Annotated in this window: 18 protein-coding genes; 13 read left to right on the forward strand and 5 right to left on the reverse strand. The window is 66.3% G+C overall.

Annotated elements, in window-relative coordinates:
• From trhO to arfB, 3 genes are read left to right on the forward strand one after another with little or no spacing between them, the layout of a single operon-like run.
• Positions 1-954 carry an oxygen-dependent tRNA uridine(34) hydroxylase TrhO gene (gene trhO / locus ACUCV0_RS05705; protein WP_323149525.1) on the forward strand — a complete coding sequence of 318 codons (954 nt, stop codon included), beginning with the start codon at positions 1-3 and terminating at the stop codon, positions 952-954.
• A gap of 1 nt (position 955) precedes the next feature.
• Entirely contained in the window at positions 956-1,591 is a 636-nt protein-coding gene (locus ACUCV0_RS05710) for a DsbA family protein (RefSeq protein WP_482212277.1), read from the forward strand.
• Positions 1,588-2,004 carry an alternative ribosome rescue aminoacyl-tRNA hydrolase ArfB gene (gene arfB / locus ACUCV0_RS05715; RefSeq protein WP_323149527.1) on the forward strand — a complete coding sequence of 139 codons (417 nt, stop codon included), beginning with the start codon at positions 1,588-1,590 and terminating at the stop codon, positions 2,002-2,004. Before ACUCV0_RS05710 ends, arfB begins: the two co-directional genes overlap by 4 nt.
• An 18-nt stretch (positions 2,005-2,022) precedes the next feature.
• Here the strand turns inward: arfB and ACUCV0_RS05720 are convergent, their stop codons facing one another.
• Positions 2,023-2,871, reverse strand: a complete 849-nt coding sequence (locus tag ACUCV0_RS05720; protein WP_313649406.1) for a universal stress protein — start codon at positions 2,869-2,871, stop codon at positions 2,023-2,025.
• Positions 2,872-2,931: 60 nt separating this feature from the next.
• A complete protein-coding gene (locus ACUCV0_RS05725; RefSeq protein WP_482212278.1) occupies positions 2,932-4,392 on the reverse strand; it encodes a SulP family inorganic anion transporter in 1,461 nt (486 codons plus the stop codon).
• Between the two features lie 359 nt (positions 4,393-4,751).
• Between ACUCV0_RS05725 and ACUCV0_RS05730 the strand changes: the two genes are divergently transcribed.
• From ACUCV0_RS05730 to ACUCV0_RS05770, 9 genes are all read left to right on the forward strand, one after another.
• Positions 4,752-5,003 carry a hypothetical protein gene (locus tag ACUCV0_RS05730; protein WP_482212279.1) on the forward strand — a complete coding sequence of 84 codons (252 nt, stop codon included), beginning with the start codon at positions 4,752-4,754 and terminating at the stop codon, positions 5,001-5,003.
• Between the two features lie 3 nt (positions 5,004-5,006).
• The gene (locus ACUCV0_RS05735; protein ID WP_059315882.1) at positions 5,007-5,222 is read left to right on the forward strand and encodes an SGNH hydrolase domain-containing protein; all 216 of its coding nucleotides are present in this window, start codon (positions 5,007-5,009) and stop codon (positions 5,220-5,222) included.
• A 127-nt stretch (positions 5,223-5,349) separates the two neighbouring features.
• Positions 5,350-8,430 carry a formate dehydrogenase-N subunit alpha gene (gene fdnG / locus ACUCV0_RS05740; RefSeq protein WP_323149531.1) on the forward strand — a complete coding sequence of 1,027 codons (3,081 nt, stop codon included), beginning with the start codon at positions 5,350-5,352 and terminating at the stop codon, positions 8,428-8,430.
• Complete coding sequence (fdxH, locus tag ACUCV0_RS05745; protein WP_160923247.1) at positions 8,430-9,389, forward strand: formate dehydrogenase subunit beta; 960 nt, start codon at positions 8,430-8,432, stop codon at positions 9,387-9,389. Before fdnG ends, fdxH begins: the two co-directional genes overlap by 1 nt.
• A gap of 45 nt (positions 9,390-9,434) precedes the next feature.
• The gene (locus tag ACUCV0_RS05750) at positions 9,435-10,058 is read left to right on the forward strand and encodes a formate dehydrogenase subunit gamma (protein WP_059315878.1); all 624 of its coding nucleotides are present in this window, start codon (positions 9,435-9,437) and stop codon (positions 10,056-10,058) included.
• A 188-nt stretch (positions 10,059-10,246) separates the two neighbouring features.
• Complete coding sequence (gene fdhE / locus ACUCV0_RS05755) at positions 10,247-11,164, forward strand: formate dehydrogenase accessory protein FdhE (protein WP_482212280.1); 918 nt, start codon at positions 10,247-10,249, stop codon at positions 11,162-11,164.
• Between the two features lie 481 nt (positions 11,165-11,645).
• Positions 11,646-13,907, forward strand: coding sequence for a catalase/peroxidase HPI (gene katG, locus ACUCV0_RS05760; RefSeq protein WP_482212281.1), 2,262 nt, complete (start codon positions 11,646-11,648; stop codon positions 13,905-13,907).
• A 229-nt stretch (positions 13,908-14,136) separates the two neighbouring features.
• Complete coding sequence (locus ACUCV0_RS05765; protein ID WP_482212282.1) at positions 14,137-18,132, forward strand: Pls/PosA family non-ribosomal peptide synthetase; 3,996 nt, start codon at positions 14,137-14,139, stop codon at positions 18,130-18,132.
• Positions 18,133-18,199: 67 nt separating this feature from the next.
• Entirely contained in the window at positions 18,200-19,123 is a 924-nt protein-coding gene (locus ACUCV0_RS05770) for an SdiA-regulated domain-containing protein (RefSeq protein WP_482212283.1), read from the forward strand.
• Here the strand turns inward: ACUCV0_RS05770 and ACUCV0_RS05775 are convergent, their stop codons facing one another.
• On the reverse strand, positions 19,124-19,648 hold the full coding sequence (locus ACUCV0_RS05775) for an ankyrin repeat domain-containing protein (protein ID WP_323150081.1): 525 nt from the start codon (positions 19,646-19,648) through the stop codon (positions 19,124-19,126). It abuts the gene before it with no gap.
• Positions 19,649-19,764: 116 nt separating this feature from the next.
• Positions 19,765-20,943: a hypothetical protein gene (locus ACUCV0_RS05780; protein ID WP_482212284.1), complete on the reverse strand. Its 1,179-nt coding sequence runs from the start codon at positions 20,941-20,943 to the stop codon at positions 19,765-19,767.
• A 201-nt stretch (positions 20,944-21,144) separates the two neighbouring features.
• On the opposite strand from ACUCV0_RS05780, the gene selA reads away from it, so the two are divergent.
• A complete protein-coding gene (gene selA, locus ACUCV0_RS05785) occupies positions 21,145-22,554 on the forward strand; it encodes an L-seryl-tRNA(Sec) selenium transferase (protein ID WP_482212285.1) in 1,410 nt (469 codons plus the stop codon).
• A gap of 8 nt (positions 22,555-22,562) precedes the next feature.
• Here selA and phnE read toward each other — a convergent pair whose 3' ends face one another.
• Positions 22,563-23,294 carry a phosphonate ABC transporter, permease protein PhnE gene (phnE, locus tag ACUCV0_RS05790; RefSeq protein WP_237140621.1) on the reverse strand — a complete coding sequence of 244 codons (732 nt, stop codon included), beginning with the start codon at positions 23,292-23,294 and terminating at the stop codon, positions 22,563-22,565.
• Between the last annotated feature and the right edge of the window lie 22 nt (positions 23,295-23,316).

Raw genomic sequence — 23,316 nt, forward strand, 5'->3', positions numbered from 1 at the left:
ATGACCGACAAGATTGTCGTGGCGGCCTTGTACAAGTTCGTCACCCTGGACGACTACGTCCAATTGCGTGAACCCCTGCTGCAGACCCTGCTGGTGAACGACGTCAAGGGCACCCTGCTGCTGGCCGAGGAAGGCATCAACGGCACCGTCTCCGGCAGCCGCGAAGGCATCGACGCCGTGCTCGCCTGGCTGCGCGCCGATGCGCGTCTGGTCGACATCGACCACAAGGAATCCTACTGCGCCGAGCAGCCCTTCTATCGCACCAAGGTCAAGCTGAAAAAGGAGATCGTCACCCTGGGCGTGCCCGGCGTCGATCCCAACCAGCGCGTGGGCACCTATGTCGAACCCCAGGACTGGAACGCCCTGGTCGACGATCCCGAGGTACTGGTGATCGACACCCGCAACGACTACGAGGTGGACATCGGCAGCTTCAGGGGCGCCATCGACCCCAAGACCAAGAGTTTCCGCGATTTCCCAGCCTATATCCGCGAGCACTTCGATCCGGCCCGGCACAAGAAGGTCGCCATGTTCTGCACCGGTGGCATCCGCTGCGAGAAGGCCTCCAGCTTCATGCTGCAGGAGGGCTTTCCCGAGGTCTTCCACCTCAAGGGCGGCATCCTCAAGTACCTCGAAGAAGTCCCGGCGGCCGAGTCGCGTTGGGAGGGCGAGTGCTTCGTCTTCGACAACCGCGTGACCGTGACCCACGAGCTGGCCGAAGGGGTCTACGACCAGTGCCACGCCTGTCGCCATCCGGTTTCGCCCGAGGACATGCAGTCGCCGCACTACAGCCCCGGCATCAGTTGCCCGCACTGCTGGGATTCGCTCTCGGAAAAGACCCGTGCCGGTGCCCGCGAGCGGCAAAAGCAGATCGAACTGGCCCGCCTGCGTAACGAACCCCATCCCATCGGCCGCGATCCGCGGTTGAACGCCACGCCCAGCTTAGAGGAGGTCTAGGATGCCCGGTCGCCTGCTCTATGTGATGGACCCCATGTGCTCCTGGTGCTGGGGCTTCGCCCCGGTGGTGGAGCGCCTGGCCGAGCGGGCGGCTGCCCAGGGCATCTCCCTGCGCCTGGTGGTCGGCGGTCTGCGTCGCGAGCGGGCGGCCCAGGACACCGCCAGCCGGGTGCGCACCCTGGCCTACTGGCAGGCGGTACAGGAGACCACCGGCCAGCCCTTCGCCCTGGACCAGGGCCCGCCGGAAGGCCTGGTGTACGACACCGAGCCGGCGTGCCGCGCTCTGGTCGCCGTCCGCCAGCTTGATGAAGACGCGGTCTGGCCGCTGGCCAAACGCATCCAGCAGGCCTTCTATGTCGAGGCTCGCGACGTCACCCAGCCGGCGCTGCTAGTGGAGCTGGCCGAGGCCTGTGGCCTGCCGCGCATCGAGTTCGCTCCGTTGTTCGATGGCGAACCCGCGCACCAGGCCACTCAGGCGGATTTCGACTGGGCCCTGAATCTGGGTATCGCCGGCTTCCCGACCCTGCTGGCCGAGCGTGCGGGCCAACTGGCTCTGATCACCAACGGCTACCAGCCGCTGGAAGAGCTGGAGCCGTTGCTGGACGCCTGGCTGATCCGCGGCGCGCACCCAGCGTGAGCCTGGTCATCGATGAGCGCCTGACGCTGCCGGAGCAGGAAGTCCAGCTCGTGGCGGTACGTGCCCAGGGCGCGGGCGGCCAGAACGTCAACAAGGTTTCCAGCGCCGTCCACCTGAGATTCGACATCCAGGCCTCTTCGCTGCCGGAAGCGCTCAAGGAGCGCCTGCTGGGTCTGCGCGACCAGCGCATCAGTCGCGAGGGCGTGGTGGTGATCAAGGCACAGCAGTACCGCACCCAGGAACAGAACCGGGCCGACGCCCTGGAACGCCTGGCCGCGCTGATCGCTGCGGCCAACGTTCCGGAAAAGCCACGTCGCCCGACGAAGCCCACCTACGGTTCCAAGCAGCGCCGCCTGGAGGGCAAGTCCCGCCGCAGCGGCGTCAAGGCCAATCGCGGGCGGGTGGATTTCTAGGGTGTGGTCGATCCGGCTTTAACGCACCACGATCAGCGCGCTGCCAGCGGTCTCCAGCATGTTGCGGGTGTTGCTGCCCATGAAGAAGTGGCGCAGGCGGGAGTGGCCGAATGCGCCCATCACCACCAGCTCCAGGCCGTGCTGCTTGCGATAGCGCTCCAGGCCCAGTTCCACGTCGCCATCGGTGATGGCGGTGATGACCTGACGGCCCTGGGCCTGGAGTTCGTCGGCGGCACGGGTGAGGGCAGCACGGCGCTCTTCGCGGTCGCGGCCGACGGTTACCAGGTGGCAGACGAGGCCATCGAACAGGCTGCAGTTGGCCACCCAGGTCACTGCCTTGCGGGCGCTGCTGCTGTCGTCATAGGCCAGCAGCACGCCGCTGGGTTTGACGAACAGGTGGCCGGCTACCAGCAGGGGGCGATGCAGGAGGCGGATGGCACTTTCCAGATGGCGGCCGATCAGTCGCTTGGGTGGACTGTCCTCGCCCTGGCGACCCAGCACGATGAGGTCGAAGTCCTCCTGCAGACTCTCCAGCGAAGTCATCAGATCGCCATGCTGCAATACGGCGCCAGCGCAACGCGCCCGCTGCTCTTCCACCCGCAGCTGGGCGGCGTCGAGCAATAGCCGGCCTTGATCTTCCGCCAGATCGCCGCGCCGGACGTCGAGGGCCGCAAGGTCGGTGAGCAGTTGCTCGCGATTGCCCAGCAGGGGCGCCGGGACGCCGTTGCCGGGGCGGGGAAAGCGGCGCTGATCCAGGACGTGGAGCAGGGTGATCGGGACGTCCAGGGCGATCCCGGCCCAGGCGGCGAAGTCGCAGACGGCGGCGCTCACGGCGGAGCCGTCGAGGCAGGCGAGGATCTTGGACATGGCCGCGGGTCTCCGAAAGCAGGACATTGCTGGGAGAGACCCGAAGGCGCCGTCAGGGGTTCAATCGCCGAGGGCGAGGTCGTCCGTCACGCCGCCACGACGCAGCAGCTGCTTGCAGCGAGCGGACAGGTGCAATACGCGCACCCGCTTGCCGGCCTTGGCATAGCGCTCGTGCAGGGTACGCAGTGCCGCCACGGCGGAGTAATCGACGAAGCTCAGGTGGCTGCAGTCCACCACCACCTTGGGCGGATCGCCGGCCGGATCGAACTGGTTGAGAAAGGTGGCGGTGGAAGCGAAGAACAGGGTCCCGTGCACCTGGTACTTCCTGCTGCCATCGGCTTCCAGATGGCTGTCGGCATAGAGGCGTCGGGCGTGCTGCCAGGCGAAGTTGAGCGCGGCCAGGACGATGCCGCAGAGCACCGCGGTGGCGAGGTCGGCGAACACCGTGATCACGGTGACGGCGATGATCATCAGGGTGTCGCTGCGCGGCACCCGGTGCAGTACGCGCAACGAGGCCCAGGCAAAGGTCTGCTGGGCGACCACGAACATGGTGCCGACCAGCGCCGCCAGCGGAATGCGCTCGATCAGCGGCGACAGGAACAGCACGAAGAGCAGCATCAGGATCCCCGCGACCAGACCCGATAGCCTGCCGCGGCCGCCCGAACTCAGGTTGATCATGGTCTGGCCGATCATGGCGCAGCCGCCCATGCCGCCGAACAGGCCGGATGCCATATTGGCCGCGCCGAGGGCTACGCACTCACGATTGGGCAAGCCGCGGCTCTCGGTGATCTCGTCGGTGAGATTCAGCGTCAGCAGGGTTTCCAGGAGACCGACCAGGGCCATCAGCACCGCATAGGGCAGGATGATCTGCAGCGTTTCGAGCGTCCAGGGGATGTCGGGCAGGGCCAGCTGCGGCAACCCGCCGGCGATGTGGGCCATGTCGCCCAGGGTGCGGGTCGGCAGGTCGAGGAAATACACCGCCAGCCCCACGCCAAGGATGGCCGCCAGCGCTGGCGGCACGGCACGGGTCAGGCGCGGCAGGAGCCAGATGATGGCCATGGTCGCCAGGGTCAGGCCGATCATCAGATACAGCGGGGCGCCGCTGAGCCAGGTGTCGCCCTGCTTGAAGTGTTCCAGCTGGGCCAGGGCGATGACGATGGCCAGGCCGTTGACGAAGCCCAGCATGACCGGGTGCGGCACCATGCGGATCAGCTTGCCCAGACGCAGCAGGCCGAAGGCGATCATCAGCAGGCCGCCCAGCACCACCGTGGCCAGCAGGTACTGCACGCCGTGCTGGACCACCAAGGCGACGATCACCACCGCCATGGAGCCGGCGGCGCCGGAGATCATGCCGGGCCGTCCACCGAAGAGCGCGGTGAGGGTGCAGATGAAGAAGGCGCCATAGAGCCCCATCAGCGGATTGAGATGGGCGACCAGGGCGAACGCGATGCACTCGGGCACCAGCGCGAAGGACGTGGTGAGACCGGCCAGGATGTCGGCGCGGGGAGAAACACTTTTCATGGCGTATCCAGAACAGGCGACGGCACGAGGGGTACGGTCGCGGAGAAACCACAGGGCGGAACGGAAAGGTCACGCGCCGCAGGCGCGGCTACCAGGCAGGATGGTAGCGCGCTCGACTATGGCGGCGTCGGCAGGCGATTGGACATGGCGGAGGGTCCGTAGGTATCGCGAGGAAAGTTAGCGAGCTTAGCATGACTTGCCGATACTGCCGAATCAGCGAGATTGGTGACCGTTTCGTTGGCAGCAAATCGCCATCAGTCAGATCGTTCAAGCTATTGAATTATAAGTATATTGTTCCGGTAGCCTCTGTTCGATCCAGGGCTTGAAGACGCGTTGCGCGACCGGGTGCGCAGCCAACCTTGCAGCGGTTACCGTGCCGCCTGCTTGCCAGGGCTGTCTCGGCATTCCTGGCGCGCCCCGCTCATCCAGAGTGGCGCCACGCCAGTGATCTTGCCGGCATCCCCGAGATCGGCGCCGAACGCGACACCTGCCTGGTCAAGAACAGGCTGTTCCATACCGCCAACGACTGCTCTATCGAGCGGGAAGACGTGGTGCGGCGCCAGGAGCCTTTCCTCCTGATGCTCGACGACCTCAAGCCGCACTATCCGTAACGGGTGACCCTGGATCCCGAGGCGATCACCTGCGATGCCCAGCGCCGCCATTCCGCGCTGGACGGAACGCCGCTGTATCAGGACGGCAACCACCTCAATGTCAGCGGCTCGCGACTGGTTGGCGAACGGCTACTGGAACGGGGCGACAATCTCCTGCAGGCAGACAGCGCGCCGGCTGAACGGGAGGCCAAGGCCATTCGTCAGGCAGCGTCGGGTTAGGGGACAAAAGGATGACTTCCATTGATCGGCGACAAGGGCGGAGCGCTCAATAAGCCAAACGATTGAGTTACTCTTGCCTCAGGGCCTGGCTATGCACCAGGCCTAGCCTGAACGAGGACAAGAAAACGTGGATATGAACCGTCGGCAATTCTTCAAGGTCGCTGGAGTCGGCCTTGCGGGATCCAGCCTGGCGGCGTTAGGCATGGCTCCCACAGCCGCCTTTGCCGACCAGGTGCGCCATTTCAAACTGGCGCACACCGTGGAAACCCGCAACACCTGTCCCTACTGCTCGGTCGGCTGCGGCCTGATCATGTACAGCATGGGTGACCGGGCCAAGAACGTGGCCCAGAACATCATTCACATCGAGGGCGACGCCGACCATCCGGTCAACCGTGGCACCCTCTGCCCGAAAGGCGCCGGCCTGCTGGATTTCATCCACAGCCCCAATCGCCTCAAGTATCCCGAGGTGCGCAAGCCTGGCAGCAACGAGTGGACCCGCATCAGCTGGGACGAGGCGCTCGACCGCATCGCTACCCTGATGAAGGAAGACCGCGATGCCAACTTCATCGCCACCAACGACAAGGGCCAGACGGTCAATCGCTGGCTGACCACGGGCTTCCTGGCCGCCTCGGCGTCCTCCAATGAAACCGGTTATTTGACGCACAAGATCGCGCGGAATCTGGGCCTGTTGGCCTTCGATAACCAAGCGCGCGTCTGACACGGCCCGACGGTGGCAGGTCTTGCCCCGACGTTTGGCCGTGGCGCCATGACAAATCACTGGAGCGACATCAAGAACGCTAACCTCGTCTTGATCATGGGCGGCAATGCCGCTGAAGCGCACCCGTGTGGTTTCAAGTGGGTCACCGAGGCCAAGGCGCACAACAACGCCCGGCTAATCGTGGTCGATCCGCGCTATACCCGTTCTGCCTCGGTTGCGGACTACTACGCCCCCATCCGGACCGGCAGCGACATTGCCTTCCTGGGCGGGTTGATCAATTACCTGATCACTCACGACAAGATCCAGCACGAATACGTCCGTAACTACACCGACGTAGGCTTTATCGTGAAGGAAGGCTTCTCCTTCGAAGACGGCCTGTATACCGGCTACGACGCTGAAAAACGTACCTATACCGACAAGACTCAATGGGGCTACGAGATCGGCGACGACGGCTTCGTCAAGATCGATGCAACGCTTGAGCACCCGCGTTGCGTCTTCCAGTTGATGAAGCAGCACTACAGCCGCTACACCCTGGAAGTGGCCAGTCAGGTATGTGGTACGCCCGTTGAGGCGATCCAGAAGGTCTGGGCCGAGATTGCCGAGACGTCGGCGCCCGGTCGCACGATGACCATCCTCTATGCCCTAGGTTGGACTCAGCACTCCATTGGCGCCCAGATCATTCGTGCCGGCGCCATGGTGCAGCTGCTGCTTGGCAACATCGGTATGCCCGGTGGCGGGATGAACGCCCTGCGCGGTCACTCCAACATCCAAGGCCTTACCGACCTGGGTCTCTTGTCGATCCAGCTGCCGGGCTACCTGACCATCGGCGCCGACGGCGAGCAGGACTACCACGCCTTCATCGACCGACGCGCCAGCAAGCCGTTGCGCCCGGGACAGATGAGCTACTGGCAGAACTACGGCAAGTTTCACGTCAGCTTGATGAAGGCGTGGTACGGCGACAATGCCACCAAGGACAACGACTGGTGCTACCACTGGTTGCCCAAGGTCGATGTCACGGGTGCTGGCTACGATGTGCTGCGCTACTTCGACATGATGGGCAAGGGTCAGGTCAACGGCTATTTCTGCCAGGGTTTCAACCCCATCGCCGCCTTCCCCAACAAGGCCAAGGTGATGCGCGGGCTGTCCAAGCTCAAGTGGCTGGTGATCATGGATCCGCTGGCCACCGAGACCTCCGAGTTCTGGCGCAACCACGGCGATCACAACGATGTGAATACCGCGGAAATCCAGACCGAGGTGTTCCGCCTGCCCACCACCTGCTTCGCCGAGGAAGACGGCTCCCTGGTGAACTCCAGCCGCTGGCTGCAGTGGCACTTCAAGGGTGCCGAAGCGCCTGCCGAGGGCCGAAGCGACATCGTCATCATGTCCGAACTGTTCCTCAGATTGCGCGAGGCCTATCGCCAGGACGGCGGTGCCTTTCCTGATCCAATCCTGGGCCTTTCCTGGCCCTATGCCAAACCAGGAGAGCCTTCGGCGGAGGAGTTGGCCAAGGAGTTCAACGGCTACGCTGTGACCGACGTGCTCGATGCCAAGGGCGCCGTTTCGGCCAAGGCTGGCCAGCAACTTGCCGGTTTCGGCCAGTTGATGGACGACGGCAGTACCGCCTCGGGCTGCTGGATCTATTGCGGCGCCTGGACCGAGCAGGGCAACCAGATGGCGCGGCGCGACAACAGCGATCCGTTCCATATGGGGCAGACCCTGGGCTGGGCCTGGTCGTGGCCGAACAACCGCCGCATTCTCTACAACCGTGCCTCCTCGGATCTTAGCGGCAAGCCGTGGGACCCGAGCAAGAAGCTGGTCTGGTGGAACGACAAGGCGCAGAAGTGGGGCGGTACCGACGTGCCGGACTTCAAGATCGACGGCAAGCCTGGCGACGGGATGAGTCCGTTCATCATGAACCCGGAAGGGGTAGCGCGCTTCTTCTCGCTGGACAAGATGGCCGAGGGGCCCTTCCCGGAGCACTACGAGCCGTTCGAAACGCCCATCGGCGTCAACCCGCTGCACCCCAACAACCGCAAGGCGCTGAACAGCCCGGCGGCGCGGGTGTTCAAGGACGACTGGGCAGACTTCGGCGATCGCAAGGACTTCCCCTATGCGGCCACCACCTACCGCCTGACCGAGCACTTCCACTACTGGAGCAAGCACTGCCGCCTCAACGCCATCATCCAGCCCGAGCAGTTCGTCGAGATCGGCGAGGTGCTGGCCAAGCAGAAGGGCATCGCCGCGGGTGATCTCGTACGGGTCAGCTCCAAGCGCGGCCACATCGTCTGCAAGGCGGTGGTGACCAAGCGGATCCGTCCGCTGCAGGTCAATGGCGAGACGGTGCACCATGTCGGCATCCCCATCCACTGGGGCTTCTCCGGCGTGGCGCGGATGGGTTATCTGGCCAACACCCTGACTCCCTTCGTGGGTGACGGGAACACCCAGACGCCCGAGTTCAAGTCGTTCCTGGTCAACGTGGAGAAAGCGTGATGGCAAGCCAAGATATCTACGCCCGCTCCGCGACGACTACGGCTTATCCGTCCGTGCGCAATCAGGCGGAAGTGGCCAAGCTGATCGATGTGTCCAAGTGCATCGGCTGCAAGGCCTGCCAGGTCGCCTGTTCGGAATGGAACGAGCTGCGCGACGAGGTGGGCCATACCCACGGCACCTATGACAACCCGGCGGACCTCACCGCGGACTCCTGGACGCTGATGCGTTTCACCGAGCACGAGGACGAGGCCGGCAAGCTGGAGTGGCTGATCCGCAAGGACGGCTGCATGCACTGCGCCGAGCCGGGCTGCCTGAAGGCCTGTCCGAGTCCGGGGGCCATCGTGAAGTACGCCAACGGCATCGTCGACTTCAACCAGGACCACTGCATCGGGTGCGGCTACTGCATCGCCGGTTGCCCCTTCGACATCCCGCGGATCTCGAAGAAGGACAACAAGGCCTACAAGTGCTCCCTCTGCTCGGACCGGGTCGGGGTCGGCCTGGAGCCCGCCTGCGTCAAGACCTGCCCGACCGGCGCCATCGTGTTCGGCACCAAGGACGAGATGAAGGAGCATGCCGCCGAGCGCATCGTCGATCTCAAGAGCCGCGGCTACGAGAACGCCGGTCTGTACGACCCGGTTGGGGTAGGGGGCACCCACGTCATGTACGTGCTGCACCATGCCGACCAGCCGCAGCTGTACAACCACCTGCCCAAGGATCCGACCATCAGCCCCACCGTGGGGCTGTGGAAGGGCTTCACCAAACCCCTGGCGCTGTTCGCCATGGGCGCGGCGGTGCTGGCCGGGTTCTTCCACTACGTGCGCGTCGGTCCCAACCGGACCGATGACGACGACGAAGTGGTCGAGGCGCCGCCCCGTCACGAGGGCGATGCGCCCAAGGGCGAGGTTAAGCAGCTGAGTCCGTCCGTGCAGATCTTCGATCCGCACGACAAGCAGCCCTAGCAGGTGTACGCCCCCGGTTAGCCGGGGGCGTCCTGGGAGATCGAGATGAAACCTGAAATCCAGCGTTACAACGCCAACGAGCGGACCAACCACTGGATCGTGGCGATCCTGTTCTTCATGGCCGGGCTGTCGGGACTGGCGCTGTTCCACCCCGCGCTGTTTCCGTTGTCGAGCCTGTTCGGCGGCGGCACCTGGACGCGCATCCTGCATCCCTTCATGGGTGTGGCGATGTTCCTGTTCTTCGCCTTTCTGGTGATCCGCTTCTGGCGGCACAACAAGATCGGCCGCGAAGACGCCCAGTGGCTCAAGCAGATCAACGACGTGCTGAACAACCGCGAGGAGAAGCTGCCGCCGATCGACAAGTACAACCCCGGGCAGAAAATCCTGTTCTGGGTGCTACTGGCCTGCATGCTGATCCTGCTGGTCAGCGGCGTGGTCATCTGGCGGCAGTACTTCGCCCACCTGTTCCCCATCCCGGTGATCCGCCTGGGCGCCCTGGCCCACGCCGTCGCCGCCTTCGTGCTGGTGCTGTCGATCATCGTGCACATCTATGCGGGGATCTGGATCAAGGGCTCGGTGACCGCGATGATGACCGGTTGGGTCAGTCGCGCCTGGGCCAAGAAGCACCATTCGCTGTGGTACGAGAAGGTCACCCGCGAGAAGAAGTGAGCCTGTTGTTGGGCTTCGCTGCGCTCAACCCAACCTACGGATTAGGAGCGCGGGATTTCTCCTGCGCACCGATCTGACCCCCTCTCCCTCCGGGAGAGGGTTGGGGTGAGGGCAGCAGAGCCCAACATCCCGACCCGCCCGCTATCCTGAATCCTCTATCTTCCACCGTTTTCCTAAGGAGCCCTGCCATGGCGGGCCAGATCCTCGAGCCCGGCGAAATCGAAGCCGCGGCCGTCAACCCCGATTTCATCCTCCTGCCTGGTGGCGAGCTGTTCGGCTATCGCGCCGACCGCCTGCGACTGCTGGCCACTGGCAATGCGCTGAGTGACTACCTGCTGCTGATGGCCGACCTGTGCGAGGCCCAGCAAGGGGTCTTCGACCAGCTCACGCCCCTGCCATTGGACGAGGCCCGCAGCGCCCAGAGCCTGGCGCACGGTCTGCCACCCCTGGGTTACGACACCCTGGTCCGCGAAGGTGACTGGTTGCCCGCGCTGGATGCGCTGCTGGAGGCCTTCACGGTCGAGCAGGCGCCGGTACGGGCCGCCCTCGACGCCTTGCGCCAGGCCGATGCCGGCCAGCGCAAGGCCTGGGCCATCGCCCTGCTGGCCGGCAGCTATGAGCTGGTGCCCGCCGGCGTGGTGCCCTTCCTCGGCGCCGCCCTGCAGGTAGCCTGGACCCACTGGCTGCAGCGCAGTGACTTCAGTGCCCTGCGCGAACAGGGCAGCCAGACCCTCTGCCCCTGCTGCGGCGCGCCGCCCATGGCCGGCATCATCCATCACCTGGGCAAGGCCAATGGCCTGAGGTATCTCACCTGCTCGCTGTGCGCCTGCGAGTGGCACTTCGTACGGGTCAAGTGCAGCCACTGCGAGACTGGCAAGGGCCTGGGCTACTACTCCCTGAGCACCGACGACGCCAACGCCCAGAAGGCGCCGCTACGCGCCGAGACCTGCGCCCACTGCAAGACCTACCTCAAGCACCTCTACCGCGACTACGACGCTCGCAGCGAACCCCTGTCCGCGGACCTTGCCAGCCTGGCGCTGGACGTACGCCTGGCGGAAGAGGGCTACGAACGCCACGCGCCCAACCTGCTGTTCGCCCCCGGCTAGGCCGAACGCCACGGCCGCCCGGGGCAGGGCGGTCGTCCTGGCGAACCTTCTTCTACCGGTAGCGGCGGCTACCAGGCACGCTCCTCCGGCAACCGCGGCGGCCCGGCAGTCCTGACGCCAGGCCGCAAATCTTTGCAGGGCCATTGCACGCCGCTCCCATCGCTGGGAACGGGCTATCACGCCGCTGTCACCCGCAGGTCATCTTGCAGAGCCAGTCTATCGACGAGCACAAAACCTTCTATCACGCGGCGCAGGGAAGGCGTCTAGTATGGAGATTGCGCCGCTTCGTCGGCGTGCCCATCTGATGAGGGGATAACAATGACCGCAACGTCCGTTTTGCCCGTGGTAGGGCTCCCGCCACAGCCGACGCCAGCCTGGCCGTCGGGCCGCTAGGCCACTCTGGCCGGAACCACCACTGTGACAGGCCGCGATCTCGTCGCGGCTGACAACCGGATGAACAAGACCCTGAGGTGCCAAGAAGATGTCGACCGAATCCAAGTGCCCGTTCAATCATGCCGCCGGCGGTGGTACCACAAACAAGGATTGGTGGCCGAATCAGCTCAATCTCAACTTCCTGCACCAGCACTCGTCCCTGTCCGATCCCATGGGCGAGGACTTCGACTACGCCACCGAATTCAAGAGCCTCGATCTGGAAGCGGTGAAGGCTGACCTGCGCGCCGTGATGACCGATTCCCAGGACTGGTGGCCGGCCGACTTCGGTCACTATGGTCCGCTGTTCGTGCGCATGGCCTGGCACAGCGCCGGTACCTATCGGGTCGGTGACGGCCGCGGCGGCGCCGGTCAGGGCCAGCAGCGCTTCGCACCCCTGAACAGCTGGCCGGACAACGTCAGCCTGGACAAGGCACGCCGGCTGATCTGGCCGGTCAAGCAGAAGTACGGGCGCAAGATCTCCTGGGCCGACCTCATCGTCCTCACCGGCAACGTCGCCCTGGAATCCATGGGCTTCAAGACCTTCGGCTTCTCCGGCGGTCGCCAGGACGTCTGGGAACCGGACGATGCGGTGTTCTGGGGTTCGGAAACCGTCTGGCTGGGTGGCGACGTGCGCTATGGCGCGCACAAGAAGATGGAGCAGCCCGGTGACGGTGTGCTGACCGCACAGCCCGAGCAGCATCCGGTGGAGCACAGTCGCAACGATAACCCTCAGCGCACCCTGGAAAATCCCCTGGGCGCGGTGCAGATGGGTCTGATCTACGTGAACCCGGAAGGCCCGGAGGGCAACCCCGATCCGGTGGCTTCGGCCCATGACATCCGCGAGACCTTTGGCCGCATGGCCATGAACGACGAGGAAACCGTCGCCCTCATCGCTGGCGGTCACGCCTTCGGCAAGACCCACGGCGCAGGTCCCGCCACCAGCGTCGGTGCCGAGCCGGAAGCGGCCGATCTGGAGCAGCAGGGCCTTGGCTGGAAGAACAGCTATGGCACCGGCAAGGGCGCCGATACCATCACCAGCGGCCTCGAAGTGACCTGGACCTCCACGCCCACCCGCTGGAGCAACGAGTACTTCGAGAACATGTTCAAGTTCGAGTGGGAGCTGTTCAAGAGTCCCGCCGGTGCCCACCAGTGGCGACCGAAGGACGGCGCCGGCGCCAATGCCGTGCCCGATGCCCATGATCCCAACAAGCGTCACCAGCCGACCATGCTCACCTCGGACCTGGCGCTGCGCTTCGATCCGGCCTACGAAAAGATCTCCCGCCGCTTCCTGGAAAACCCGGACCAACTGGCCGACGCCTTCGCCCGTGCCTGGTTCAAGCTGACCCACAGGGACATGGGGCCCCTGGCCCGCTACCTGGGCCCGGAAACCCCCACCGAAGAACTGCTGTGGCAGGACCCGCTGCCCAAGGCCGAAGGCGCGCCCCTGGGCGAGGCCGAGGTCAAGGCGCTCAAGGACAAGCTGGCCGCGTCCGGCCTGAGCGTGTCCGAACTGGTCGGCACCGCCTGGGCGGCTGCCTCCACCTTCCGCGGTTCCGACAAGCGCGGTGGGGCCAACGGTGGCCGTCTGCGCCTGGCGCCGCAAAAGGACTGGGAGGTCAACCAGCCGGCGCAACTGGCCAAGGTGCTGGGCGTGCTGGAAGGCATCCAGCGTGATTTCCACGGGGAGGGCAAGCAGGTCTCCATCGCCGACCTGATCGTGCTGGCCGGTAGCGTCGGGGTGGAAAAGGCCGCCCAGGCGGCGGGTCATTCGATCAGCGTGCCCTTCACCCCGGGTCGCGTGGATGCCTCCCAGGAGCAGACCGACGTCCACTCCTTCGGGCATCTGGAGCCCTGGGCCGATGGCTTCCGCAACTATGTGGGCGGGGAGTTCAAGGTCAAGCCGGAATTCCTGCTGGTAGACAAGGCGCACCTGCTGAACCTGACCGCGCCCGAATTGACGGTACTGCTGGGCGGCCTGCGCGTGCTGGACATCAACGTGAACGGTGCCAAGCATGGCGTCTTCACCCAGCGACCGCAGACCCTGACCAACGACTTCTTCGTCAACCTGTTGGACATGGCCACCGAATGGAAGGCTACTGGTCCGGACAAGGCCACCTTCGAAGGTCGTGATCGCCAGAGCGGCGAGCTGAAGTGGACCGGTACCCGGGTCGACCTGGTGTTCGGTTCCCATGCCCAGCTGCGTGCCCTGAGCGAGGTCTATGGCAGTGCCGACGCCCAGGAGAAGTTCGTCAAGGACTTCGTCAAGGTATGGACCAAGGTGATGGAGCTGGACCGTTTCGATCTGCGTTGATCGCCGCGTGGTAACCAGAAACGCCTCCTCCGGGAGGCGTTTTTTTGTCCGCGCAACCGACCCGCCACTCATCGCCGATCAATGGAAAGTCGCCTTGAAGGCGCATTACAGAGCCTTCCTTGCGTGTGATACGCCACGTCCGACCCGCCTTAAGCAAACCCTAAGCGCCCCTTAAGGAGCGCATAACCGAGGGAATACAGACTGCGCTAAACACCCAGAGGCTGTCCCCATGGAAGCGCTTGCCGAACTCTCCCTCAGTCTGGTCGAAGGCCCCATCCGCCCCGACCTGTGCCGCGATGAAGTCCTCGCCGATCTGTTCGAGGCCACCGCGACGCGGGCGCCGGAGCGGCCCGCCCTGCTCGAAGGCGAGCGCAGCCTGAGCTACGGCGAGCTGGACGCCTGGGCCGATCGCGCCGCCTCGCGGCTGCTGGCGGCTGGCGCCGGGCCTGGCCGCGTGGTCGGCCTCTGGCTGCCGCGCGGCATCGAGTTGCTGGTGATGCAACTGGCCATCGCCAAGACCGGCGCCGCCTGGCTGCCCTGCGATGCCGAGACCCCGGCCGACCGCGTGGCCCTCTGCCTGGAGGACGCCCAGGCGGTCGGTGTCATCACTGGAGCGCCCTTCGCCGATCTGCTGGCGCGTCCCGGGCTTGGCTGCTGGACCCCCGACGAGCTGAGCGTCGCCCTGGCCCAGGGCGAGACCCTGCGCCGGCGTGGCCAGGTCTCCCCGGACAACCTGGCCTACCTGATCTATACCTCCGGCTCCACCGGCAAACCCAAAGGCATCGGCATCCGCCAGGACAGCATCTGCCACTTCTTGCGCAGTGAGAATTCGCTGCTCGGCATCGAGGCCGGCGATCGGGTCTACCAGGGCTTCTCGGTAGCCTTCGACATGTCCTTCGAGGAGATCTGGATCAGCTACCTGGTGGGCGCCACCCTCTGGCTGGCGCCGCGGGAGATCACCGCCGACCCCGAGGCCCTGGCCCGCGCCCTGACCGCCAATCGCATCAGCGTGTTGCACGTGGTGCCGACCCTGCTGGCGCTGTTGCCGGAAGACGTCCCCAGCCTGAGGCTGATCAACCTCGGCGGCGAGATGTGCCCCGAGCCCCTGGTGGCGCGCTGGAGTCGGCCGCAGCGGCAACTATTCAATACCTATGGTCCGAGTGAGGCCACCGTCTCGGCCAGTCTGGCGCAGCTGCACGCGGGCGAACCCGTGACCATCGGCCGCCCGCTGCCCAACTACAGCCTGCTGGTGGTGCCGGCCGATGCCAGCCAGCCGCTGACCTTGCTGCCGCGCGACCAGGTGGGCGAACTCTGCATCACCGGTCCGGGTGTCGCCGATGGCTATCTGGGGCGTCCCGAACTGACCGCCGAGAAATTCCTGCCCAATCCCTGGAGCACCGGCAGTCACGACCTCAAGCTCTATCGCACCGGCGACCTGGCGCGGGTCGACGAACACGGCCAGGTGCATTGCCTGGGGCGGGTCGACGACCAGGTGAAGATCCGCGGCTATCGGGTCGAGCTGGGCGAGATCGAAGCCACCCTGGCGAGGCAGCCCGGCGTCGGGACCGTGGCAGTGGTGCTGCGCGAAGAGGCCGGCGTCGAGCAACTGGTGGCCTTCCTGGTCGGTGATGGCGGCCCGGTGCCGCGCAGCGACCTGTTGCGGACCGAGTTGGCCGGCTGCCTGCCGCTGTACATGGTGCCCAGCCGTTTCGAGTGGCTCGGCGAGATGCCGCGACTGAATTCCGGCAAGATCGACCGCAAGCAGTTGCGCACCCGGCCGCTGGCCATTGCCGTGGTGGCGCCGGTCGCTCCGGCCAGCGGCGCCCTGGGCGCCGTTCTCGCGGCCACCGCCGAACTGTTTCCCGGCCAAGCGCTGCACGCCGAGATGGATTTCTTCGATGACCTGGGCGGTCACTCGCTGTTTGCCGCCCGACTGGTTTCGCGCCTGCGTCAGGACTCGCGCTATGCCAGCGCCACGGTCAAGGCGGTCTATTCCGGTCGCACCCTGGGCGCCATTGCCGACGCCCTGGAGGCGGATGCCGCCGAGGCTGGCCAGGCCACGGCCACCGAGGCCTGGGCCCCACCCAGCCGCTGGCGCCGCTGGCGTTGCGGGCTGGCCCAGGCGGCGGCTCTGCCGCCACTCCTGACCCTGCGCCTGGGACGCTGGTTGGCACCTTTCCTGGCCTTCCCGCTGCTGATCCATTCCGGCACCACGCTGCCCCTGGCCATGCTGACCGCCCTGAGTCTGTTCGTTCTGGCCATCGGCCTGGAATTCGCCGTGGCCCTGGTAGGCAAGCGCCTGACCGGGCGCCTGCAGCCCGGTCGTTATCCGCTGTGGGGCCTGACCTACTTCCGCTGGTGGCTGGGCGAACGCTTTCTCGCCCTGGCGCCGGCCTACCTGCTCAGCGGCTCGCCATTGGCTCGTGGCTGGCTCCGGCTGCTGGGCGCCCAGGTCGGTGCCGAGGCCTTCGTCGGCACCCTGACCTTGCGCGTCCCCGAGCTGCTGACCCTGGGGCAGGGCGCCAGCCTGGGCAATGGCGTCAACTTCGAGAACGCCCGGGTGCTGCGCGGCGAGTTGCTGCTTGGCCCCGTGACCCTCGGCCAAGAGGCCCAGGTCGGCTCCTATGCCATCCTCGAAGGTGATACCGCCCTTGGTGACGGCGCTCGCCTGCAGGCCCAGTCTGCCTTGCGCAGCGGTCAGCGCGTCCCGGCCGGACGCAACTGGGGCGGCGCGCCGGCCCACGACCAGGGTGCCGCCGGTGCCCGCGTCCTGCCGCCAACCCCGGTGTCCTGCATTCAACGTACCTTGCTCAAAGGCCTCTATGCCCTCAGCGGCCTGGTGGTCTCGGTGCTGTTCTTCATGCCGCTGTTTCCCTTGGCGCTGCTGATCGACGAACTGGAAAACCTGGGCGGGTTGCCCTGGTGGCACACCTCTTCGCTGCTCCTCGACGCCCTGCAGTATGGGGTGCTGGCGCTGCCACTGGGCGTGGTCAGCGTCGCCCTGACCCTGCTCGGCTGCGCCCTGGCGCGCCGGCTGATCCTGCCGCGCCTGGACGAAGGCCAGTGGTCGGTCGACAGCCTCTTCTACTGGCGCAAGTGGCTGGCCAACCTGATCCAGGAGTCGGCGCTGCAAAGCCTGCAGGGCCTCTATGCCACCGTGTACTCGGCCCTCTGGTATCGCCTGCTGGGTGCCCGGGTCGGCCGTGATGCGGAGATATCCACCGCCCAGGGCCCGGTGTCCTCGTTGCTGGAACTGGGCGCCGAGACCTTTATCGCCGATGCCGTGATGCTCGGCGACGAACAGGTGGCCCAAGGCTGGATGACCCTCAGGCGCACCTCCATCGCCCGCCGCAGTTTCGTCGGCAACGGCGCCTATGTCGCCGACGGCTGCCATATCCCCGAGGATGCCCTTATTGGTGTCCTCGGTCGGCTCGACGAAGGCGTGCCCCTGCGCCAGGGCGAGACCTGGCTCGGCTCGCCGGCGGTGCGGTTGCCGGCGCGGGAAACCCTCACCGGCTACCCGGAAAGCCTGACGTTCCGCCCGGCACCCTGGCGCCGGATGGCGCGTGGTCTGATCGAGGCCCTGCGCATCGTGCTGCCCACCGGTTTCACCGTCGCCGCCGGCTGCGCCATCGCCGAAGCCCTGGTACCGCTGTGGCAGGCCGGAGCCTGGCTGCAACTGCTGGGCGAGACCCTGCTGGCCGGCAGCGCTTTCGCCCTGGCCAGTTTCCTGGTGGTGCTGGGCCTCAAGTGGCTGGTGGTCGGTCGCTATCGACCGCGCTCGGCGCCCATGTGGACCTTTTTCGTCTGGCGCAGCGAAGCTATCACCAGCCTCTACGAGACCCTGGCCGTGCCCAATCTGCTCGGCACCCTGCGCGGTACGCCCTGGCTGCCCCTGGCACTGCGCCTGCTCGGCGCCCGACTGGGCCGGGGCACCTACCTGGATACCACCGACCTCACCGAGTTCGACTGCGTGCGGCTGGGCGATCACGGCGAACTCAACGCCCTGGCCGGTCCCCAGACCCACCTGTTCGAAGACCGAGTGATGAAGGTCGGCGAGGTGGAGCTGGGTGCCGGCATCAACCTGGGGCCGCGCAGCGTGGTGCTCTATGGCGCCCGGGTCGGCGACAACGTGGAACTGGGGCCCCTGTCGCTGGTGATGAAGGGCGAAACCCTGCCAGATCGCTCGCGTTGGGAAGGTAACCCCGTTCAGCCCCGTCGTTAGGACTGTCATACAACCATAAAGACAGCCCTGGATACTCCGCCCCGTACAACGATGACGGGGCAAGGCGATGACGGCGTGGGTACGACGGATCAGGGTTGGGCGGAATGGTTGGCGGCTGGGCCTGGCCCTGCTGCTGGCGCTGGGGCTCACCCAGGGCCTGCGCAGCAGCCACCTGGACAGCCAGCTGCTGTTCTGGCTCGGCCAGCAGTGGCAGAGCGAACCCCGGACTTCCCTGGAGCTGGGGCGTTATCGCGTCGCGGTGGAAGCCAAGCCGGTGGCCGGCGTCACCGAGAATCTCTCCGATCTCAGCTACGACCCGGTGCGCGATCGACTCTGGGCTGTGGTCAACAATCCGCCGGAGCTCCTGGCCCTGAGTCGGGACGGTGACCTGCTGCAGCGGCATCGCCTGGAAGGCTTCGACGATGTAGAGGGCGTGACCTACCTGGGCAACGATCGCCTGCTGTTGGCGGAAGAGGGCGCCAATGCCCTGACCCTGGTAGATATTCCCGAGGGAGATGACGTCCTGCGCCGTAGCGACTACCGCAGTCTGACCCTGGATCTCTTCCCCCGCGCCAACCAGGGCTTCGAAGGCCTGGACTACGACGCCGTCCGCGATCGGTTGTTCGTGGTCAAGGAGCACTCACCGCGCAAGCTCTATGAAATCCGCAGCCTGCTCAAGAGCTTCGACGGCGACTTCGCCCTGCGCATCATCGACCGCCAGGCCTGGCTGGACCAGGCGCCGAGCACCGGCGATCTGTCCGCGGTCCATGTCGATCGCCGTACCGGTCACCTGCTGTTGCTCAGCGACGAGTCGCGGATGCTGATCGAACTCGACGACCAGGGGCGCACCCTGGACACCCGCTCCTTGGTGGCTCCCTTCGGCGGCCTGTCACGGCGCATCCGCCAGCCGGAAGGGGTCACCCTGGATGGGGCCGGCAACCTCTATGTGGTCAGCGAGCCCAATCTGTTCTATCGCTACCAGAAGCGCTGATCAGACGCCGCCAAGGCGCTCCAGTACGGCGGGGGTATCCTGGGCACCCATGGCGCGGGCCACGCTCAGCGCCGTGTTGCCGGCGGCGTCGCGCGCCCTGGGGTCGGCGCCGCGGGCGATGAGCAGCTCCACCATCTGCACGTGATTGAACATCGCCGCCATCATCAGCGCGGTCTTGCCGTCGGGCATGGCGCCTTCCACAGCGGCGCCCTGGTCCAGCAGCAGTTCGGCCATGGGCAGGTTGTTCTTGAAGGCGGCGCCGGCCAGGGGTGACTGGCCCATGTCGTTGGCCAGATTCGGGTCGGCCTGGTGCTCCAGCAGCACGCGGCTGGCCTCCAGGTGGCCGTGGTAGCTGGCCAGCATCAGCAGGCTGTCGCCCTTGTGGTTGCGCAGGTTGGGCGTCAGCCCCTTTTCCAGCACCAGAGCCAGCACCTCGGCATTGCCGGTGCGGGCGAGGTTGAACACCTCGGTGGCGAATTCCTGGGCTTCTTCATCGGTCATGCGCTGGGGACCGTCTTCGGTCATGGTTCTCTCCTGGCTACGGCGGGCGGGACCCCGAGGGTCCCGGGCGATAGGAGGGCAGACCCGAACGGCAAGGGGGAGTTCTCTCGCGGCGGCGAAAGAAGGCCGCCGCGAGCCGGCTAACCGAAGGTCGCGTGGGTCTCGGCAAAGGCCTGCAGCTCCGCCACGCTGTAGTTGCCGACCATCAGCACCGGACCGTGCGCTGTGCCTATATGCGCTGGCAGGGTATCGAGAAAGCCGCCGGTAGGTGTCACGCCTAGGTTGGTGTACTCGGCGGCCGGCAGGTGGAATTCGGCGACCAGTCGCACTGCCTCGGCCAGTCCGGCAGTGACGCTGACCGGATGCAGGGCGGCATCCACCGGCGTGACCTGGCCGCCGTTGTCGCCGCTGAACAGGTGGCCCACCTTGGCCGCCGCCTCGGCCAGGTCCTGCTGATCCGCCTGGGCGCCGATCAGGAACAGCGAGCCATAGTGCGGCAGGCTGCCACCGCCCTCGGCCTGGCTGACGAAGCTGGGCGCGAAGGGTTGCTCGCCACGGATGTCGGAACTGTAGTTGGCCACTGGATCGCCGAGGGTGACCACGTTGACGAAGTTGCCTCCCTGGCCCACCGCGTGCAGGTCACGCGGAATCCCCGAGGCTTCGAAGCTGATGCCGCCCAGACCGGTCTGCTGGGCAACGTATTCCGCCGAGATGCCACCCAGGGAGTGACCGGTGACGAAGATGTCCTGGGTGCCATAACCCTGTTTGGCCGCCGCCTCGATCACCTGGTGGGCGAAGTCCAGTGATTGGCGCTGGGCACTGGACACCTGCTGGCCGAGGATCTGCAGATCGCTCAGAAGGCCACCGGCGGTGGAGAGGGGATCGATCAGCAGGTTCTCGCCGCGGGTGGTGCCGGCATAGGTGATGAGTACCTGGTTCTCGGCGGTGATCCAGGTGTGGGCCGTCGCGCCGTTGAGCGAGTTGTGCAATGTCAGCTGATGGCCATCGACCAGGAAGGGCCGCATGCCGTCGGGCGTGCCACCCAGCACGTACTCGCTGATGGCGCCGTTGAGAAATTCGCTGACGGTGGGGGTGCTGGACGAGGCGGTCTGCTGCAGCGGCGCGACCTCGGCACTCTTCAGCGTGTGCACATAGGTGAAGTTGCCGAGGCTGACGATGTCGCTGTGGTCGAACAGGCCATCGCTGGCCCAGAGGGAGGTTTTCTTGGACATGACGGCACCTTTGTTGTTGTCGAAGGCGGTGGACGTGGTGGCCAGGGCGCTGCCGTCGGCGTCGTGGGCGGACGGTCGGGCAAGCACTCGATTTCCATCCTAGGATGGGCTCTGGCACGCGGCAAACCGGGAACCCGGGGGTCATTTCCAGACGGCCGAGGTCTGGGCCCAGCCGCCTGCGGTCATGGCTGGCGGCGCCTGCGGCAGCTCCTTGGGTCTGCCAGCACCCTGGTCGACCCGTCTTGGGTTCGGGCTACACTGGGGGTCGACTCGACCCAAGAGGCTTTCATGACCGCCATCCGCCTGCCATCCATCGACCGCCTGCTGCGCCATCCCGCTTCGCGTCCGCTGGAGGAGCGGCACGGTCGCGAGCAGGTGCTTGGCGGCTACCGGTCCCTGCTGGACGATCTGCGCGAGGCCTTGAGAGCGGGCACCCTGGCCGCCGTGGAGGTGGAGGAGGGCGTCCTGGCCGGACGCCTGGGCGAGCGCCTGGCGCTGAGCAGTCAGCCGCGGGTGCGGCGGGTGTTCAACCTCACCGGCACGGTGTTGCACACCAACCTGGGGCGGGCCCTGCTGGCGGAAGAGGCCATCGCCGCGGTGACCGAGGCCGCGCGTCAGCCGATGAATCTGGAATTCGACCTGGCCACCGGCAAGCGCGGCGATCGCGACGACCTGGTGGCCGACCTGGTACGCGAACTGACCGGCGCCGAGGCGGTGACCGTGGTCAACAATAACGCCGCGGCGGTCCTGCTGGCCTTGCATGCCATAGGCGCACGCAAGGAAGGGGTGCTGTCCCGTGGCGAGCTGATCGAGATCGGTGGCGCCTTCCGCATTCCCGACATCATGGCCCGCGCCGGGGTCAAGCTGGTGGAAGTGGGCACCACCAATCGCACCCATGCCCGCGACTACGAGGCGGCCATCGGGCCGCGTACCGCGCTGCTGATGCGCGTGCACACCAGCAACTACAGCGTCCAGGGGTTCACCGCCAGCGTCGCCACCCCCGAGCTGGCCGCCATCGCCCGCGCCCATGAGGTTCCGCTGCTGGAAGACCTGGGTAGCGGCACCCTGGTGGACCTGACCCGCTGGGGCCTGCCCGCCGAACCCACGGTGCAGCAGGCCCTGCGCGATGGCGCGGACCTGGTGACCTTCAGTGGCGACAAGCTGCTTGGCGGACCCCAGTGTGGCCTCATCGTCGGCCGGCGCGACCTCATCGAGCGCATCAAGAAGAATCCGCTCAAACGCGCCCTGCGGGTAGACAAGCTGACCCTGGCCGCCCTGGAGGCGACCCTGGCGCTCTATCGCGATCCGGATCGCTTGGCCGAGCGGCTGCCCAGCCTGCGTCTGCTATCTCGCCCGGCAGCTGACATCACCGCCCAGGCCGAGTGCCTGCTGCCAGCCTTCGCCGCCGTCCTGGGCGCGACCTATGCGGTAAGCGTGGAACCGGCATTGGGCATGATCGGCAGCGGCGCCCAGCCAGTGGCACGGCTACCCGGTGCGGCGCTGTGCTGCCGCCCTCAGGTCAGCAAGCGCTTGCGCGGCCGCGCCCTGCGGCAGCTGGAAGAAGCCTTGCGTCAACTGCCCATCCCGGTGGTGGGACGCATCGACGCCGATGCCCTCTGGCTGGACCTGCGCCAGCTCGACGACGAGGCCGCCTTCCTGGCCCAGTTGCCGGAGTTGCTGCTACCGGAAATCCGCTAGGGCTTGGCTCAGCGCACCACCCAGCGCTGCCTTGCCCAGTTGCTCAGCAGATCCACGCCCAGCACCAGCACCAGCATGCCGAGGATCACGGTGGCGGCCTGGGCCTGCTGGAACAGGCTCAGGCTGAAGTACAGCTGCTGCCCCAGGCCGCCAGCGCCGACGAAGCCAAGGATGCTGGCCATGCGGATGTTGTTTTCCCAGCGATAGAGCAGATAGGCCAGCAACTGCGGCCAGACCGCCGGCAGGGTGCCGTAGAGAAAGGCCGTCAGCGCGCCGCCGCCGGCTAGGCGGATGGCCTCGGCCGGTGCCTTGGGGGTGTTTTCCAGGGCTTCGGCGAACAATCGGCCAAGTACCCCGGCGGTGTGCAGGGCCAGAGCCAGGGTGCCGGCGTTGGGGCCGAGTCCGGCGGCCAGCACCATCAGTGCCGCCCAGACCAGTTCAGGAACAGCACGCAGAGCGTTGAGCAGCAGTCGCGCCAGCGCCAGGGCGGCCAAGCCGAAGCGGCCGGCCGCCGGCAAGGCCAGCAGCAGCCCCAGCAGTCCGGCGAGCAGGGTACCCAGGGCCGACATCGCCAGGGTTTCCACAGCGCCCCGGACCACGGCCGACAGCTGGACGACGGAGAAATCCGGCTTGAGGAAATCGGCCAGGAAGCTACCCATCTGACCCAGGGCGCGGGCGCTCAGCAATTCGCCGAAGGCCGTGCCCAGGTAGCTGATGGAAGCCAGCAGGGCGGTGCCCATCGCCACCACCGTCAACAGCCCG

The sequence above is a fragment of the Pseudomonas sp. VMV1 genome (assembly GCF_056790235.1).